The sequence below is a fragment of the Microcoleus sp. S13_C3 genome (genome assembly GCF_036700905.1).
Taxonomy (GTDB): Bacteria; Cyanobacteriota; Cyanobacteriia; order Cyanobacteriales; family Microcoleaceae; genus Microcoleus.
This window is the reverse complement of the sequence record NZ_JAUBPT010000024.1, coordinates 45,907-62,155: the sequence shown is the minus strand read 5'-3', so window position 1 is coordinate 62,155 and position 16,249 is coordinate 45,907. Positions and strand designations below refer to the sequence as shown.

The window sequence follows — 16,249 nt, the reverse complement described above, 5'->3', positions numbered from 1 at the left end:
CTTCTGCCTCCTGCCTCCTGCCTCCTGCCTCAAAACTCCAATTTCTAGCGGAGGGCTGCAAAGGTGAGATGCTCCCACCGTTATAGAGTTGGTAGTGAAGACTTCAGTCCTCATAAAACTTGCTCGGATTATTGACTGTTATTAGAAATCAATAACATTTTTTCTGATTTTATAAGCTCGATTTCTATTGTTTTTGATTCAGCCTAGACTTATTTTTAAGTTGCGTCCAAGACTAAAAAGCTAGTTGCGTGTCCGAACTAAAAAAATATTTTTTGTTTGTGGTGAACATTATTGTTTAATTTTGTTTCTAGCGAACTTTTTGGGAGACAATTTGGCGAATATTATTAAGTTTTTATAAAAAAAGTTACCACTAAAAGTAATTGGGATATGATAAACATCATTAATTTTTAGGGGATTCGACTTTCCTAAAAGAACCTTTCCAGCCAAAACTAATTTTATATTAGAATTAGTTTTGGTTTACCATGTATCTTTTTCATTAAATTCACGATGTGATGTGAATGTAAATAGTTATTAACGCATTTAATCTCATTGCTGAATAGCTCGACTAAAAGCTGGCCAATGTAGCGTGAATCTATCTAGCAATTCCCAGCAAGTATAAGCGTTACAGCTTAGCTATGAATTCCTCTTAAATACTTTTAGTGAGAACATAGAGAATGAGTACCAAAAAGTCATTGTTTATACCTCGGCGTCAAGTAATTCGTGGGATTTTATCTACTACAGCGTTTGCAGTCACCTCGCGCCTTTGGACTGGATGTACTCCTGCTAAAGAGGTTCAAGCAAACTCGCCTGGAAAAGATAAGCCAATTGTGATGGGATTTATTTATGTTGGCCCCAAAGATGACTACGGCTACAATCAAGCCCAAGCCGAAGGGAACGCTGGGGTTTCAAAATTAGCCTGGGTAAAAACCGTAGAGGAAGCAAATGTTCCTGAAACTACATCGGTACAAGAAACCATGAGGAACATGATTGAACAGGATGGGGCAACGGTTCTGTTCCCTACGTCCTTCGGGTACTTTGACCCCCATATTCTCAAACTGGCAAAGGATTACCCGGAGGTACAATTCTTCCACTGCGGTGGACTTTATCAGGAAGGTAAGCATCCAAATAACGTTGGCAGCTATTTTGGCTACATTGATGAGGGTGAGTACGTAGCAGGCATTGTTGCCGCCCACGCCTCTAAAACCGGAAAATTAGGATTTATTGCTGCTAAACCCATACCGCAAGTATTACGCAATATCAATAGCTTTACTTTAGGGGCACGTAGCATTAAGCCAGAAGTTACAACTCAGGTGATTTTTACAGGAGATTGGTCTTTGCCTGTTAAAGAAGCTGATGCTGCTAATAGTATGGCTGACCAGGGTGTTGATGTAATTACCTGTCACGTAGATAGCCCCAAAGTGGTGATAGAAACGGCTGAGAAACGAGGCATTTTCTGTACTGGCTACCATGCGAGTCAAGCCCAACTTGCGCCCAAGGGATATTTAACAGGTGCCGAGTGGGACTGGACGAATGTCTATTCTAAGTATGCTGAAATGCTTAATGCTGGCAAGACGCTAATGAACGGAGGCATTCCCCATTTAGTACGTGGTGGTTTGAAGGATGGTTTTTTGAAGCTGTCGCCCTACGGTAGCGCCGTAACTGCCGAAGCGCAAAAAGATGCTGATGCTGCTAAGAGTAAGTTTCTTGATGGCAGCATGGTCATTTATAAGGGGGAAATAAAAGATAACACCGGGAAAGTTGTGATTGCTGAAGGTAAGGATTACAAGCAGCAAGACGCAGAACTAGAAAAGATGAATTGGCTGGCATCAGGCGTCATCGGCAAAGTTACGAGTTAATTAGGATCGCGAATTAAATAATTTACAGAAGTTTGTGGGGAGTAGGGGTTGGGCTTATAGCCCGCCCTTTCTGGACGGGCGGGACGCCCATCCCACAAGAACTATCACGCATTGTAAGTTATTTAATTCTCATTCCTAAGAAAGTATTTCACGCCCGTCGGCAACTGCTATACAAGCAAGTTTTTCATTCAACACTCATCATTTTCTTAGTAATTCATGTTTTATTATGATGATGATTAACCGTCAAAACTGGCGTACAACTTTGGAAGCGGTTTGTATCCCGATCGCCGCCATCCTCTTCTCATTGGTATTATTTGGAATTTTTTGTGCTGCGGCTGGATCTAATCCCTTTGCTGTCTATGCCTCAATCTACAAAGCAGCGTTTGGCAGTTGGCATTCATTCCAAAACACCCTGATCAGGGCTGCACCGTTGATGTTGAGTTCCCTGTGTACGGCTTTGCCTGCCCGTTTGGGGTTGGTGATTATCGGCAACGAAGGCGCTTTAGTAGTTGGGGGTCTGGGGGCTGTAGCCACTGGACTGGCTTTATCTTCTGCACCGCCGACGTTAGTCCAAATTGCAATGGCGCTGGCAGCAATTGTCTGTGGAGGTGTGTGGATTGGTGCAGTGGGAGCTTTGCGCTATTACCGGGCAGTGAATGAGACAATTAGCAGCTTGTTGTTGAATTATATTGCGATCGCCCTGCTGAATCATTTAGTCGGCGGCGTGATGCGTGACCCCAGCAGTGTCAATAAAATTTCTAGTTACCCAATTCCTGATGTGAATATGTTAGGAAATATTCCAGGAACCCGCGTTCACTACGGTCTAATTTATGGGTTGGTTGCTTGTGCGATCGCCTACTTCCTGATCCAACGTACTACATTTGGCTTTGCAGCTAGAACGGCTGGAGGTAACATCCGCGCTGCTCGAATTGCCGGACTTCCTGTCGGCAAGTTGACAATGGCAATCTGTTTCCTAGCTGGCTCTTGTGCGGGTTTGGCAGGCATGGTGGAAGTCGCCGCCGTGCATGGTCGAGCTAACGAATCACTTAATGCTAACTATGGCTACAGCGGTATCTTAGTTGCATTCATTGCTCGACACAACCCTCTTGCTGCGACTATTGTGGCAATTCTGCTTGGCGGCATTCTTGCTAGTGGTGGCATCTTGCAACGAGCACATGGACTGCCCGATGCAACGGTTTTAGTGTTCCAAGGGTTAGTCTTTTTGGTAGTTCTGTATAGCGAATCGCTCTACGGACGTTTGCCATTTTTCAAAGAACGATCAACCGATCGCCCTCAGCAGCCACCTTCTAGCGAGCAGCCATCAATAGCCACTGTCTAAGCAATAAGCTGTTACGCATTTAAACCACTAACGAGGCTTGTAGGGTGCGTCAGTTAGAAGACTTACGCTTACAAGGGCAACACTTCTGTACTGACGCACCATACTATCGTCTTTTAAATGCCGAACAGCTTACGTTAAGCCAAAATCTCAAATCGGAGGAATCAACAATGGCAGCAGAAGTATTAGGTTGGTGGGGAGTACCTTTAGGTATTTTAGCAGGAACTTTGCGGGGTAGCGCTCCATTTTTGTTCGTCAGTTTGGGCGAATGCCTGACTGAAAAAAGCGGCAAGATTAATTTGGGCTTAGAAGGGACACTGTTAACGGGTGCGATGAGTGCCTATGCTATTTCTTATCAAACTGGATCGCCTTGGTTAGGTGTTTTAGCCGCTGGTCTAGCGGGCATGGTACTAGGTTGTATCCACGCTTGGCTGTGCATACAACCAAAAGTAAACGACATTGCCGTAGGCATCGCCATGATTATTTTTGGTAGCGGCATTGCTTTCTTTTTTGGCAAACCTTTTATTCAACCAAGTGCCACCCAGTTGCCTAGTTTACCTCTGGGTGCTTGGAGTCATCTGCCTCCGGTGCAATCAGCGCTACAAATTTGTCCCCTATTTTTGTTAGGTGTAGCGATCGCCCCTTTAATGCAGTGGTTCTTTAAATCAACTCGCTGGGGGTTATTTATTCGTGCAGTTGGGGATAGTCCCGATGCTGCCAAAGCAATGGGAATCTCCATTAATAAAGTTCGTATGCTCTGCATTATCGCAGGCAGTTTCTTAGCTGGAATTGGTGGTGCTTATTTATCCCTTTACTATCCCGGTAGTTGGACAGAACGCATCTCTAGCGGTCAAGGACTCATGGCGGTAGCGCTGGTAATTTTCGCCCGTTGGAATCCAGTTCAGTGCTTATACGCCTCGTTGCTCTTTGGGGGGGCGCAGGCGATCGGCCCGGCTTTGCAATCAGTAGGGGTCGATTCCTATTACTACTTATTCAATGCTTCGCCCTACATCCTGACGCTGGCGATCATGATTATTACTTGTTCGCCGAAACGAACTTTGACAGGCGCGCCTGGATCTTTAGGAACTAACACGTAAAACAAGAATTTATCGCAAGGAAGATAAACATGGGACGTTTTGTAGAAGCTGAACCATATCCTTATCCTTACAATGGCGATTTGCGCCCAGAAAATACGGTGCTGCTGATAATTGATATGCAAATTGATTTCTGCGGCATTGGTGGATATGTTGATAAGATGGGCTACGACTTGTCACTGACTCGCGCTCCTATTGAGCCAATCAAGCAAGTCTTAGAAGTGGCACGGGCGAAGCACTTCCATATCATGCACACCCGCGAAGGACACCGCCCCGACTTAGCAGATTTACCAGAAAACAAGCAGTGGCGATCGCGCCAAATTAACGCCGGAATTGGCGATCCCGGCCCCTGCGGCAGAATTCTCGTTCGAGGTGAAGCAGGATGGGAAATCATTCCAGAACTCGCGCCTTTGCCTGGTGAAGCGGTGATTGACAAGCCTGGAAAAGGCTCCTTTTATGCCACGGATTTAGATCTGCTACTGAAACGCAAAGGCATTCAAAATATTGTCTTGGCTGGCATTACAACCGATGTCTGCGTGCATACCACAATGCGAGATGCAAACGATCGCGGTTATGAATGTTTGCTCTTATCTGACTGTACAGGCGCAACAGATTATGGCAACCATTTGGCGGCACTTAAGATGATCCAGATGCAGGGAGGAGTGTTTGGAACGGTTGCTGATTCAGAAGCATTTATCAAAGCTTTGAATGATGAATTTTGAGGAAAAACTCAAGTTATATTATGTTAGGTGGGAACGGGAGTTTAAGACAATACGGTTCAGTTAAAACTGTTTATTCTTCGGATATCCCCCTAAATTTCCCTTAAGAAGGGGAGTAGGGGTTGACTTTAAGTAAGTTCTTGTCCCCCCCTTCTTAAGGGGGGCTAGGGGGGATCGGGCTCGGGCCCAAGCGTATTGGAGTTTAAGAGTGATGTGAAACTTTATCGGTAGGAATCAGGGGTTAAATCTTAACCGCCGATGAAAACAGATAAACGCAGATAAGAAGGCAAATATTACTACGTGAGATTAATACTTCAAAGATTGAAATGAGCCCGACGCTCTCACTAAAAATTTAAATCTCATAAGTAGCCGATCAGCTGGAAACTTTACAAAGGAGACAAAAACATGACGGAAGTAACTGATTCTCTAGATCGAAAATTAGCACTGGAAATTGACAACTCAAAATTCCAAATTCAAAACTTTATTCAACCACCAGAACTAGAGGTGGTTAACATGACTAAGCGGTTTGGCACGATGACTGCACTTGATAACTTCTCGATGACGCTAAAACCAGGGACGTTTCATGCTTTGCTGGGCGAGAACGGAGCCGGCAAAAGTACCCTTGTTAAATGTGTCATGGGTTTCTATACTCCTACTTCAGGCCAAGTTTTGATTGATAAGCAGGAAACCACGATCGCAAGTCCTCGCGATGCTCATAAGTACGGCATTGGCATGGTTTACCAGCACTTCACCTCTGTGCCTGCGATGACTGTAGCGGAAAATCTGGTTTTGTCACGCTTTGATAGCCCTAATTTGATTAACTGGAAAGCCGAGTACGAGCAGTTAAAGGCTTTTATGAAAACTGCTCCTTTCCGAGTTCCTCTAGATACGCCGGTCTTTCAATTAGCTGCTGGGGAAAAACAAAAGCTAGAAATTCTTAAACAGATATATCTTCAGAGTCGGATCTTGATTTTGGACGAACCTACTTCGGTGCTGACTCCGCAGGAAGCCGATGAGGTTTTAGGTTTACTGCGCGCAGAAGTTACTGCTGGAAGATTAAGCGTGTTAATTATCAGTCACAAATTCCGGGAAGTGATGGCGTTTTGCGATAGCATTACGGTGCTGCGTAAAGGGAAGTTTGCAGGTCAGGGTTTGGTAAAGGATCTGACTGTCTCGGATATGTCTGAAATGATGATGGGTGAAAGGCGTGAGCCAACACAAGTTGAAAAGACAGCCCCCCCAACGACTATTCCTGTCCTTGAAGTTAAAGACCTTTATGCTAATAAAGACAACGGTATGGAGGTATTGACAGGAGTAAATCTCACGGTTCACAGCGGCGAAATCGTTGGGATTGCAGGTATCTCTGGCAATGGTCAGCGGGAACTGGTGGAGGTGTTGGCTGGTCAGCGTTCTGCTACAGGTGGAAATGTGCTGGTTAATGGTGAAGTTTATACAGCAACACGAGCCGAGATGTTTAAACATCAGGTCTTCGCACTACCAGAAGAACCGCTTCATAATGCTTGTGTGCCACACATGAGTGTGGCAGAAAATTTAGCCCTGCGGACGTTTGATCGCCCTCCTCAAGCTAAAGCGAGTATCTTACTCATCCTGAAAGAAATTAGGCAGGCGGCTAAGAGCTTAATTAATACTTTCAAAATAAAAACGCCTTCGCCAGATACCCCTATCGGCAATCTGTCGGGGGGAAATGTACAGCGCACAGTATTAGCGCGGGAACTCTCTTCCGAACATATTAGGTTACTAATTGCCGCTAATCCTTGCTTTGGTCTAGATTTTGCTGCTGTGGAGTACATTCACGGTCAGATTATTGAGGCTCGCAACCGAGGTGTAGCTGTGTTATTGGTGAGCGAAGATTTAGATGAACTGCTGAAGTTGTCCGATCGGGTTTTGGTAATTAGTGGCGGGAATTTTACTTATGAAAGTGCGATCGCAGATGCAGATTTTGTTCAGATAGGTAAGAGTATGGCAGGACACTAATCAATTTTGGAATACCTATGACTGAACTACTGAACCAAGCTTTGCTCCTTAAGGATTTACCTAATATCGCGACGTGGCAGAATGAGTTGGCTTGGCAACCATTCCGTGATGGGGTTGAAATCTACCGACTTTATGGTGACAACACAAGTGGATCGGCTGCTGCTCTATTGCGGTATCAGCCGGGAGCAAGTGTCCCAAAGCACACGCATACTGGTTTTGAACATATTTATGTACTAACTGGGTCGCAAACTGACCAGAATGGCGAACACCAAGCCGGAACCTTTGTCATTAACCCCCCTAACAGTAACCACAGTGTTGTCAGCCAAGCTGGCTGCATAGTCCTAGTAATTTGGGAAAAACCTATCTCGTTATGGTCTTAATATCTGCCCAACCTTATGATTATGAACTGCCAGTCTCTGGCGGGGTGGCTTTGGTTATCATCGATATGCAGCGAGATTTTTTGGAGCTTGGGGGATTTGGTGAAGCTTTAGGCAATGATGTCAGCCAACTACGGGCGATCGTGCCAACGGTAAAGCAGTTGTTAGAGGCATTTCGCGATCGCCATCTCCCTATTGTTCACACTATAGAAGGTCATCAACCTGACCTTTCTGATTGTCCTCTATCTAAGCAAAAGCGGGGTCAAAGTAAACTGAAAATTGGCGATCGAGGCCCAATGGGACGAATTTTAATTTTGGGTGAACCTGGCAATTCAATTATCTCAGAATTGACACCTATGCCTGATGAGATAGTAATTAATAAACCAGGTAAGGGCGCTTTTTATCACACTAATTTGGAATTAATTCTTCGTGAAAAAGCGATTACTCACCTAATTTTTACTGGAGTCACGACTGAGGTTTGCGTTCAAACAACTATGCGTGAGGCTAACGATCGGGGGTTTGAATGTTTACTCGTTGAGGATGCTACAGCTAGTTACTTTCCAGAGTTTAAACAGAGTGCGATCGATATGATTCGCGCCCAAGGCGGTATTATTGGTTGGACTGCAAAGGCTGAAGTAGTAATACAAGCTTTGGAAAAATCGCAGCCTTAAATTAAAAAACTGTCGGCTATCCCGGATGTTTGGGGTAAAAAGTAGTGGCTGATATATTTTTTCGGGACAATGAAGGCTGAAAACCTCGATGCAGCTAGCTGGGGGGGTGACAAAGAGGTCTATAAAGCTGAGAGGTTGTACTATTGTCAGTAACAGGCTTTCCGGCCTGTTCCACAAAGAAGAGAACTCTGGGTTTGGGGCGGTTTGTCACCCCTCCAGATGTGATATCAAATCCGGTAGCATCGTCCTGTATTCATCTCTGTATTCTCTCCCTCTGCGTTCTCTGCGCCCTCTGCGGTTAAATCATTCCGATACAACCGGAAACGATATGAAACATCTGATGAAACACGCGCAAAAATAATGAAAAACCCGGTTTCTTTAAGAAGCCGGGTTTTTACGTATTCTATTGTTTATTGAAGCTACTTAACTTCAGCCGATCGCCGACTGTTAGGTGATTCGTAGTAAACTCCAGAACCTGTATCGGAGACAAAATGACAATCCCAGTAAGAGCGAATAAAGCTCTTCCAAAGTGGATCGGTTGACTTGCGATAATAATCGCCCAACACTGGTTTAATTGCTTCCGTTGCTTCCTTCAAGTGATAGTGCGGCATTGTCGAGAAAATGTGGTGGGCTACGTGGGTGCCGATGTCGTGATGGATGGAATTGATGATTCCGTAGTCGCGATCGATCGTAGACAATGCACCTTTCAAGAAAGACCAATCATTACCGCGATACCAAGGAATATCGGCTTCTGTGTGGTGCAGGAATGTTACCAAATCCAGCCACATCACGAACACTACATAGGGAACCAAGTAGAACTTGAGTAAAAACAGCCAACCAAACTGATAGGTTAGCGCGCCTAAAAAGCCTACCATCAGTACCAAGGATGCGGAACTCGTCAACACATCCCATTTTTCGGACGGACGGAAAAGCGGGCTACCGGGCATGAAGTGAGAACCAGTTCGATCGGGCGATCGGCGAAATAGATAAATTGGATAGGCAAATAACAGCAAATAAAAGCGTCCCAGCTTTTCGTACCAAGGCATTTGATTGTATTTGCTCTCCGATACCGGATACCAACTTTCATCGTTCTCTAAGCTGCCTGTATTTGCGTGGTGGGTTCTGTGACTGATCCGCCAACCGTGGAAAGGCACGAGAATTGGAGCGTGGGAGAGGTGTCCGATCAGGTTGTTGAGCCATTTGCTCTTAGAAAATGAACCGTGTCCGCAGTCGTGACCCACTACAAACAATGCCCAAAACATGGTTCCCTGCATCAACCAAAAGATTGGGTAAAAGAGCCAGGAATCTACGGTGTAGGCGATCGCATACAAACCTGCGATGATGCCAATATCTAAAAAGAAATAAGCCAGAGATCTCCCGGCAGAGGGTTCAAAACAGTGGGCGGGAATGGCTGCCTTGATATCAGCAAGAGTAAAGGGTAACTCTGTTGTACGAGAGAACGAGCCTTGAGTGCTCGGGGGATTGAGAACAGTATTTGATTGCACGAAGTTTCCGATTTAAGCTGACTTGAGAAACCGCATTCCGCCTTGTAACAGTCAATCGATTTTAGATTTTAGATTTTAGATTTTAGATTCACTCCACAGATGAATCTGGGGGCTTAACTAAGATCTAAATTTTTTGGCTCTCCCCGACTCATGTGGGGGGCTTGTATCCCTATGCAGGTGAGGTAACATTCAAACTGCAAGGAGCCATATTTTTTACTCTGCAAGGGTTTCTAAAGTTCTTTAGTTCGCATGAACAGCCCGTCCGCGATTCTCAAGCAAGTTGGCTTGTGGAATACTTGTGTGGGAAAAATTAGTGCGATCGACCCTGTTATCTGAAAAAATCTCATGTGCCCGTTGTTGGTGCGAAATGCGACTTCAATCTGAGAGTGGACATCTGGAGGAACTACCTCCAGTCTGCAGGTAGCATACAGCGTTTCGAGCAGGAATTGTGAACGAGAGTGTAAGGAAAAACCATCTATTTTAGATTGGCGATTTTAGATTCAAGCACAAATCTCAAATCTCCAATCTCAAATCTCCAATCCGAGGGTTGGGTTTCACGCAAGTGATACCCAAGCGACTGTTCACTACAGTTCACCAATTCTGCAAGAATTGCTAAAGCTAAGTTAATGTAACATTTCTACACACATTCTGGCAATGACTTACCAGAAAAACTTGAAAATCCCTAAATAGCGGAAAGTGACGGGCGATCGCTTTCTCGCTTTTAGATTTTCTAGGTTCCAGCTTTTTCTAATATGAGCTTAGACCGTTTTACCATTTCTGGAACGTCGATCGGATAATCGCCAGTGAAACAGGCCGAACAAAAACTCATCGGGTCTTCGTTAGTCGCCTTCAGCATTCCATCCCAACTCAAGAAAGCCAAAGAATCGACCCCAATTTGGGCGCCGATTTCTGCGACTGACTTAGTAGCAGCAATCAACTGATCTTGATTGTCGGTGTCGATCCCGTAGAAACACGGATGAGTCACCGGCGGCGAAGAAATTCTCATGTGAACTGCTGTTGCGCCCGCATCCCGCAAGGCTTTGACAATTTTGCGGCTGGTAGTACCGCGCACGATCGAATCGTCGATAATAATTACTCGCTTTCCTTCCAACACATCTTTGAGAGGGTTGAGTTTCATGCGGATTCCTGACTCCCGCATTGTCTGAGTCGGTTGAATAAAAGTGCGCCCCACGTAGCGGTTTTTAATCAATCCTTCGGCGTAAGGAATGCCGGAAGCTTGAGAAAAGCCGATCGCCGCCGGGATTCCAGAATCGGGAACGCCGATGACTATATCAGCATCAGCCGGAGATTCTGCTGCCAACAAACGCCCGATCCGCAGTCGGTAGCTGTACAAACTTTCACCTTCCATTTGGCTATCGGGGCGAGCAAAATAGATCATTTCAAAGATGCAAAGTTTGCGCTTTTGTTGCTGACTCCAGTGGAACGAAGCCATACCTTCCTCTGTAATCCAAACTAATTCTCCCGGTTCTACGTCCCGCAAAAATTCAGCACCGATAATATCCAAGCCACAAGTTTCCGATGCTAAAACGTATCGTACCGGAGTTGTGGGGAGGATGCCAATTACCAGCGGGCGGACGCCCTGGGGGTCGCGGACTCCCATCACGCCTTTGGGGGTGGCGATCGTCAAACTAAAGGCTCCTTGGCACATAGCAAACGCACTGATCGCTGCTTCCAGCCAGTCTTTGCCCTTGTCTACCTCGGAGCCGATCGCCACTGCGATCGCCTCTGAATCCGTCGTGCTGACAAATTCGCACTTCCGAGACAGCAATTCTTCCCGCAATTCTTTTGTATTGACAAGATTCCCATTATGTGCTAATGCCAGACTTCCCAAACGAGTTTCGACAACCACAGGCTGAGCGTTGACCACGCGCGACGAGCCGGTAGTAGAGTAGCGAGTGTGCCCTACGGCTAAGTTACCGGGCAAGTGACCTAAACTCGATTCGTTGAAGACTTGGGAAACCAGTCCCATATCTTTGTGCAGGTGTACTTTGTCACCGTCAAAGGTGGCAATTCCTGCTGATTCCTGACCCCGGTGCTGCAAGGCATACAAACCGAAGTACGTCAACTTGGCTACATCTTCACCCGGTGCGTAGATACCGAAAACGCCACAAGCTTCCTCGGGCTTGTCGGGTTTGCTAGAATGCTCGTCAGCCGCGAAGGAATGGTTGGGAATCATAGATGGGTGGGTTCCTAATGGGGAAGGTGGGTTAGGGGGACAGTTTCAGCGGGAAATCTTGTTTGCGAAGGCGTCGCATAACTTAACATTCCCTTAATCTTGCCACGGATCTGTCATTATTTCCAAATCGTGTAGCATTTCAGACAGAAGCGATGCGGCGTTCAATCGCATTGTAGTATCGATCGCCCCCTGATCCTATATTAACCTTGATTAATTGTGGGCGAGGGAATCGGCGATTGAAAAATACTGTTGGCGAATTCGCCAAGGGTGTTACCCATCACATCACGAATGCAGCATTTTCTTTCGTTATGACCACTTAATAGCTATATGGTTAATTAAATATTTAGTCCAGAGCCACTATTTTTACGGGTGAGGGGTGAAACCACTTTTAAATTCGCCAGCAGTCTCTTGAAATCGCTTAAGAGTTAAACTCTCGTCCCAACCGAGGGGAACGAAGAGATAGGCGATCATGCAATGGCAAATAAATTATAAAATTGCTTCACGGGCTTTTTGAAATATTAGAATTTAAGGGCGATCGAGCTTGACTTTTCTGTGAGATTGACATACTATATCATCATGGGAATCTGTGCGGCCATGTAATGTCAATTTTGGGCGCGATCGAGTATTAAGTAATCTCGACAGGAGTTAACGGTGGGATGGAGAGTTTGCAGCCTGAAAAATTTTCCTACTCTACAAAGTCAATCAGCTTCATCTCCTGACAAAACTTCCTCTAAATCTCTCGCGGCGTGCAGAATTCTCACTACCTTAATATAGTTATCAAAAGACAGATAGAAAATCAGATAATTCTCAAAACCCCTAACTGACAATCTTCGCAAACCCTCCAACCGTGGATTTTGAACCGGATACAGGCGACCCATTCCCGACATTTGAGCCAATCTCGCAAAGGTCTGACGTGCTGCATCAAAAAAACGCAATGCAGCATCAAGATTATTTTGAGCAATATAAGCAAAATTTTCGTCTAAATCTTGACTTGCTCTTGGTGTAATGACAATCCGTTTAGTCATTGCTGCTGTCGGTCAAGTTTCTGCACCAAATGAGCGCGTTTTTGCTCCCACCAATCATCGGTAATCTCTATAGAATTGCCACTATCCAAACCAGCCAACAATAACGACTCAACCCGCGCGAGTCTTGCTTGTTCTTGGCGAATTAGATGCAAGATGTATTCCGCTGCATTACTGTAGCCTCCGATTGCCACTTGTTCGTTAATAAAATTTTGAATTGAATCGGGAAGAGGAAGATTGAGGGTCATATTTTTTATCCTTCCTGATGTGTGACCTTGGCATATTTTAACTATTATAGGACTTATGCGCGGGTGGTTAGGAACCTAGTTTTTTTGCCCAGAAGACGCGCTACAAACCGCAAAAACCGCAAAAAACCCGGTTATGAAGCTTTTGATGCGTCCAGGACTATATTTATCAACCAGGTTAAAACTGCCGAGTCTTAAAAGAATAGTCCTCGCGGGAGACTAAAGCACAACACCAGAAACCGGAGACTACGCGGAAACCAAAGCCACGCGAAAACCGATGTCCGAGTAACCATCGCCCGCCAAATTGCTAAGACGATACGCACTGCGACAATTCACCGCAGCGTCCTTCCAGGAACCGCCACACCGCACCCGGCGATCGCTTCGATCGTTGTCGAGATGACTGCACCATTCCCAAACATTTCCGTGCATATCATAAAGTCCAAAAGCATTGGGTGAAAAATTCCCGACATCAGTTGTTTGTTTGCGGTAAAGTCCCTTCGATGCCCCAGCGTAGGGATTATTGCCATTATAATTAACTAAATCCGGGGTAATTGTTTCACCAAAATAGAAAGGTGTTTTAGTTCCGGCGCGGCAAGCATATTCCCATTCCGCTTCTGAAGGTAAGCGATAAGTCTTGCCTGTTTTTTGAGAAAGGCGCTTGCAGAATTCCACAGCGTCATTCCAGCTTACTTTTTCGACAGGAAGTTTCGCACCTTTGAACTCAGAAGGGTTATTTCCCATCACCGCTTGGTATTGTTCTTGAGTGATCTCATATTTACCCATAAAAAAAGCGGGGATATTCACGGTACGCTGCGGCCCTTCATAACTACTTCGTCCGGCTTCCGTATCGGGGGAACCCATCACAAAACTGCCACCAGGAATTGCTACCATGTCTAGAGTAATACCATTCCCCATATTTTCTATAAAAGCCTGTGCTTTTCCTTGACGGCGGTTGGCGATTTGCCCCGTTGAGTTGACTGTCACTGTTTCAAAAGTAAAGCTTTTTAAAGCATTGGAAGATGGCGTAGGTTTTGGAGTTTCTGGTGCGGGTTTGGGAGATGGTTTGGGAGATGGTTTTGGCGATGGACTTTCTGCTACAGATTGTGGAGATGGTTTTGGCGATGAACTTTTGGCTGTAGTTTTTGGAGATGATTTTTGAGCTGATGATTTAGGAGATGGGGCCGCATTTTTGGATGAAGGTGGAAGATTTGGTGAAGATGAAGAAGTTTTGTTGTTCAACAAACTTTGACCCAGCACAGCTAATGCAAATCCTCCCCCAGCAAAACCCGCTAATTGCAAGAAACCTCGCCTGGTTGTGTTAGTTCGTAACGGCAAAGAGTGCTGTGGAATCACAGGAATTGTGGGAATTGGTGTCGGTGCGGGAGATTGTCCAGACTGACGTTGAAAATCTCTTAAAACTTCCTCTGCTGATTGATAGCGCTGCTGGATATCTTTTGCCAACAACTTAGATAAAATTAATTCCAATTCCTTGTCTATGGGACTTTTCAAATGTTGCTGCCAATTTCCAGTCCAGCTATAACCGTGCTCCGTCCACAAACCATAAGGATGTACCCCCGTCAGTAGATGAAAAGCCGTCGCCCCCAAGCTAAACAAATCGCTTGCTGCATAAGCTTCACCCCCTTGCATTTGTTCTAGCGGTGCATAACCATGCGAACCAATTTGCGTTCCCTGTCGCGATATCACTGTTCCCGACAACTGTTTAGAAACTCCGAAATCAATCAGCACTAACACACCGTCGCTGCGACGGCACATAATATTCTCAGGCTTGATATCTCGGTGAATAATTTTTTGTTGGTGAATAAACTTGAGAACAGGTAGAAGTTCGAGTAATAGTTGCTTAACTTGGCTTTCTTGCCAAATTCCCTGATTTTGGAAAAGCGTCAACAAATTATCACCATCGACAAACTGCTGTACGAGATACAAATATTTGTCTTGTTCAAAATAGGCATCAAGTGATGGAATTTGGGGGTGTTGTCCTAGCTGTTGCAGTTGTCGGGCTTCTTGCTGAAATAATTCTACAGCTTTGTTAATCGCCCAAGTTCCCTGGACATCGGGTGCTAATTGTTTAACGACACAGCGTTGATTTAGTCTATCAATATCTTCTGCTAAATAAGTTCTGCCGAAGCCACCTTGACCGAGGAGTTTGATCATGCGGAAACGATTTCGCAGGATGGGTCCGAGTTGAAGACCACAACTGATGCAATATGTTTGCCCGTCGGGGTTTTGAGGATTGGGGCAGTCGGGATTGATACAGCAAATCATTTATTGTATGAATGATATTGTTTATATTGTATAGGACTTTCGATACAAATATCCCCTTCCAGTCGAAAGTAGAAAAGGTGCGAAGAACCTGTCTCAACCAAACCTGCTTGATTGTGAAAAGGATAGGACAAAGTAGATAAAATTTGACTCTTATCTTCTGTCAATTGTCTTAATTCTGCGTTACCCACATTGTGTAGCTATAGTTGGCTGTGACTGAATTGAAGGATAAGTATCACAGGAGTGAACCGTGCCAATAAATTATGGTGGAAATTAACGCTTCAGCTCAATATCAAACTCAAGCCGAGAACGATAAAAGTGAACGTCAAATTCTAAGAAAAAATTTGTCTGTCCCAGAATCAATGATACACTATCACTTTTTGCCCAAGCAAATACTAATCTTACCGGAGCAAACTCTCCTATTTCAGCCATGAAAAATACTGGCATCGCTGGTTGATTACCCACGTTACCGGCCAGTCGAATAATGGCTTTGCTGTCATCCCATACTAAGCCAAGCTGAATTCCTATTTGGTAAGGCAATACACTCACTGTTGCACCGCTGTCTACTAACCCAACAACTTCGACTCTCTGGTTATTGTGGCGCAGAATCAAGGGAATGCGCGGTAAGCTGTCAAACTCATCTTGAGAGGGGTGATTGGTAGAGTATTGAAATCGCATAATACTCACTTTTCGTCGCTGTTAGCCAGATTCATTGCCTGCATCAAAGCTGCACCAGCGCCAAAAGTATCGTAGGGAGTTGGTAAGTAGTAAGTCTTGTAAGGTTCCAAAGGAAAAATATTCTCACTGATATCTTCTTCCGCCATGAGAATACGGATTAACTCTCGTTTATCGATCGCAGACAGTTTTCTAATGGTAGGGAGTAATTCTGTTAGTGTCATCGGTTGTTTTCCTACGATGCGTCTATCTTGATAATAGCAGGTCAACAGTGTTT

Annotated in this window: 14 protein-coding genes; 7 read left to right on the top strand and 7 right to left on the bottom strand. The window is 45.1% G+C overall.

Going from position 1 to position 16,249, the window contains the following annotated elements; all coding sequences use genetic code 11:
• Positions 1-674 precede the first annotated feature (674 nt).
• From QUA16_RS09700 to QUA16_RS09670, 7 genes are all read left to right on the top strand, one after another.
• Entirely contained in the window at positions 675-1,856 is a 1,182-nt protein-coding gene (locus tag QUA16_RS09700) for a BMP family ABC transporter substrate-binding protein (RefSeq protein ID WP_333106485.1), read from the top strand.
• A gap of 226 nt (positions 1,857-2,082) precedes the next feature.
• Positions 2,083-3,195 (top strand): ABC transporter permease, encoded by a 1,113-nt coding sequence (locus tag QUA16_RS09695; RefSeq protein ID WP_333106486.1) that lies wholly within the window; start codon positions 2,083-2,085, stop codon positions 3,193-3,195.
• Between the two features lie 167 nt (positions 3,196-3,362).
• A complete protein-coding gene (locus tag QUA16_RS09690; RefSeq protein WP_333156411.1) occupies positions 3,363-4,289 on the top strand; it encodes an ABC transporter permease in 927 nt (308 codons plus the stop codon).
• Between the two features lie 29 nt (positions 4,290-4,318).
• The gene (gene biuH / locus QUA16_RS09685; protein WP_190735225.1) at positions 4,319-5,008 is read left to right on the top strand and encodes a biuret amidohydrolase; all 690 of its coding nucleotides are present in this window, start codon (positions 4,319-4,321) and stop codon (positions 5,006-5,008) included.
• Between the two features lie 402 nt (positions 5,009-5,410).
• Positions 5,411-7,000 carry an ABC transporter ATP-binding protein gene (locus tag QUA16_RS09680; protein ID WP_333106489.1) on the top strand — a complete coding sequence of 530 codons (1,590 nt, stop codon included), beginning with the start codon at positions 5,411-5,413 and terminating at the stop codon, positions 6,998-7,000.
• Positions 7,001-7,017: 17 nt separating this feature from the next.
• Complete coding sequence (locus tag QUA16_RS09675) at positions 7,018-7,380, top strand: cupin domain-containing protein (protein WP_333106490.1); 363 nt, start codon at positions 7,018-7,020, stop codon at positions 7,378-7,380.
• Positions 7,371-8,048, top strand: coding sequence for a cysteine hydrolase (locus tag QUA16_RS09670; protein WP_333106491.1), 678 nt, complete (start codon positions 7,371-7,373; stop codon positions 8,046-8,048). Before QUA16_RS09675 ends, QUA16_RS09670 begins: the two co-directional genes overlap by 10 nt.
• 419 nt (positions 8,049-8,467) lie before the next feature.
• Here QUA16_RS09670 and QUA16_RS09665 read toward each other — a convergent pair whose 3' ends face one another.
• From QUA16_RS09665 to QUA16_RS09635, 7 genes are all read right to left on the bottom strand, one after another.
• Positions 8,468-9,553, bottom strand: a complete 1,086-nt coding sequence (locus QUA16_RS09665) for a DUF3474 domain-containing protein (protein ID WP_333106493.1) — start codon at positions 9,551-9,553, stop codon at positions 8,468-8,470.
• Positions 9,554-10,283: 730 nt separating this feature from the next.
• A complete protein-coding gene (gene purF, locus QUA16_RS09660; RefSeq protein WP_333106494.1) occupies positions 10,284-11,750 on the bottom strand; it encodes an amidophosphoribosyltransferase in 1,467 nt (488 codons plus the stop codon).
• Positions 11,751-12,448: 698 nt separating this feature from the next.
• Positions 12,449-12,775 carry a type II toxin-antitoxin system RelE/ParE family toxin gene (locus tag QUA16_RS09655; RefSeq protein ID WP_333106495.1) on the bottom strand — a complete coding sequence of 109 codons (327 nt, stop codon included), beginning with the start codon at positions 12,773-12,775 and terminating at the stop codon, positions 12,449-12,451.
• The gene (locus tag QUA16_RS09650; RefSeq protein ID WP_333106496.1) at positions 12,772-13,020 is read right to left on the bottom strand and encodes a type II toxin-antitoxin system ParD family antitoxin; all 249 of its coding nucleotides are present in this window, start codon (positions 13,018-13,020) and stop codon (positions 12,772-12,774) included. Before QUA16_RS09650 ends, QUA16_RS09655 begins: the two co-directional genes overlap by 4 nt.
• A 243-nt stretch (positions 13,021-13,263) precedes the next feature.
• Entirely contained in the window at positions 13,264-15,300 is a 2,037-nt protein-coding gene (locus tag QUA16_RS09645) for a bifunctional serine/threonine-protein kinase/formylglycine-generating enzyme family protein (RefSeq protein WP_333106497.1), read from the bottom strand.
• Positions 15,301-15,570: 270 nt separating this feature from the next.
• Positions 15,571-15,975 (bottom strand): hypothetical protein, encoded by a 405-nt coding sequence (locus QUA16_RS09640; protein ID WP_333106498.1) that lies wholly within the window; start codon positions 15,973-15,975, stop codon positions 15,571-15,573.
• Between the two features lie 5 nt (positions 15,976-15,980).
• Positions 15,981-16,196 carry a hypothetical protein gene (locus QUA16_RS09635; protein WP_333106499.1) on the bottom strand — a complete coding sequence of 72 codons (216 nt, stop codon included), beginning with the start codon at positions 16,194-16,196 and terminating at the stop codon, positions 15,981-15,983.
• Positions 16,197-16,249 lie beyond the last annotated feature (53 nt).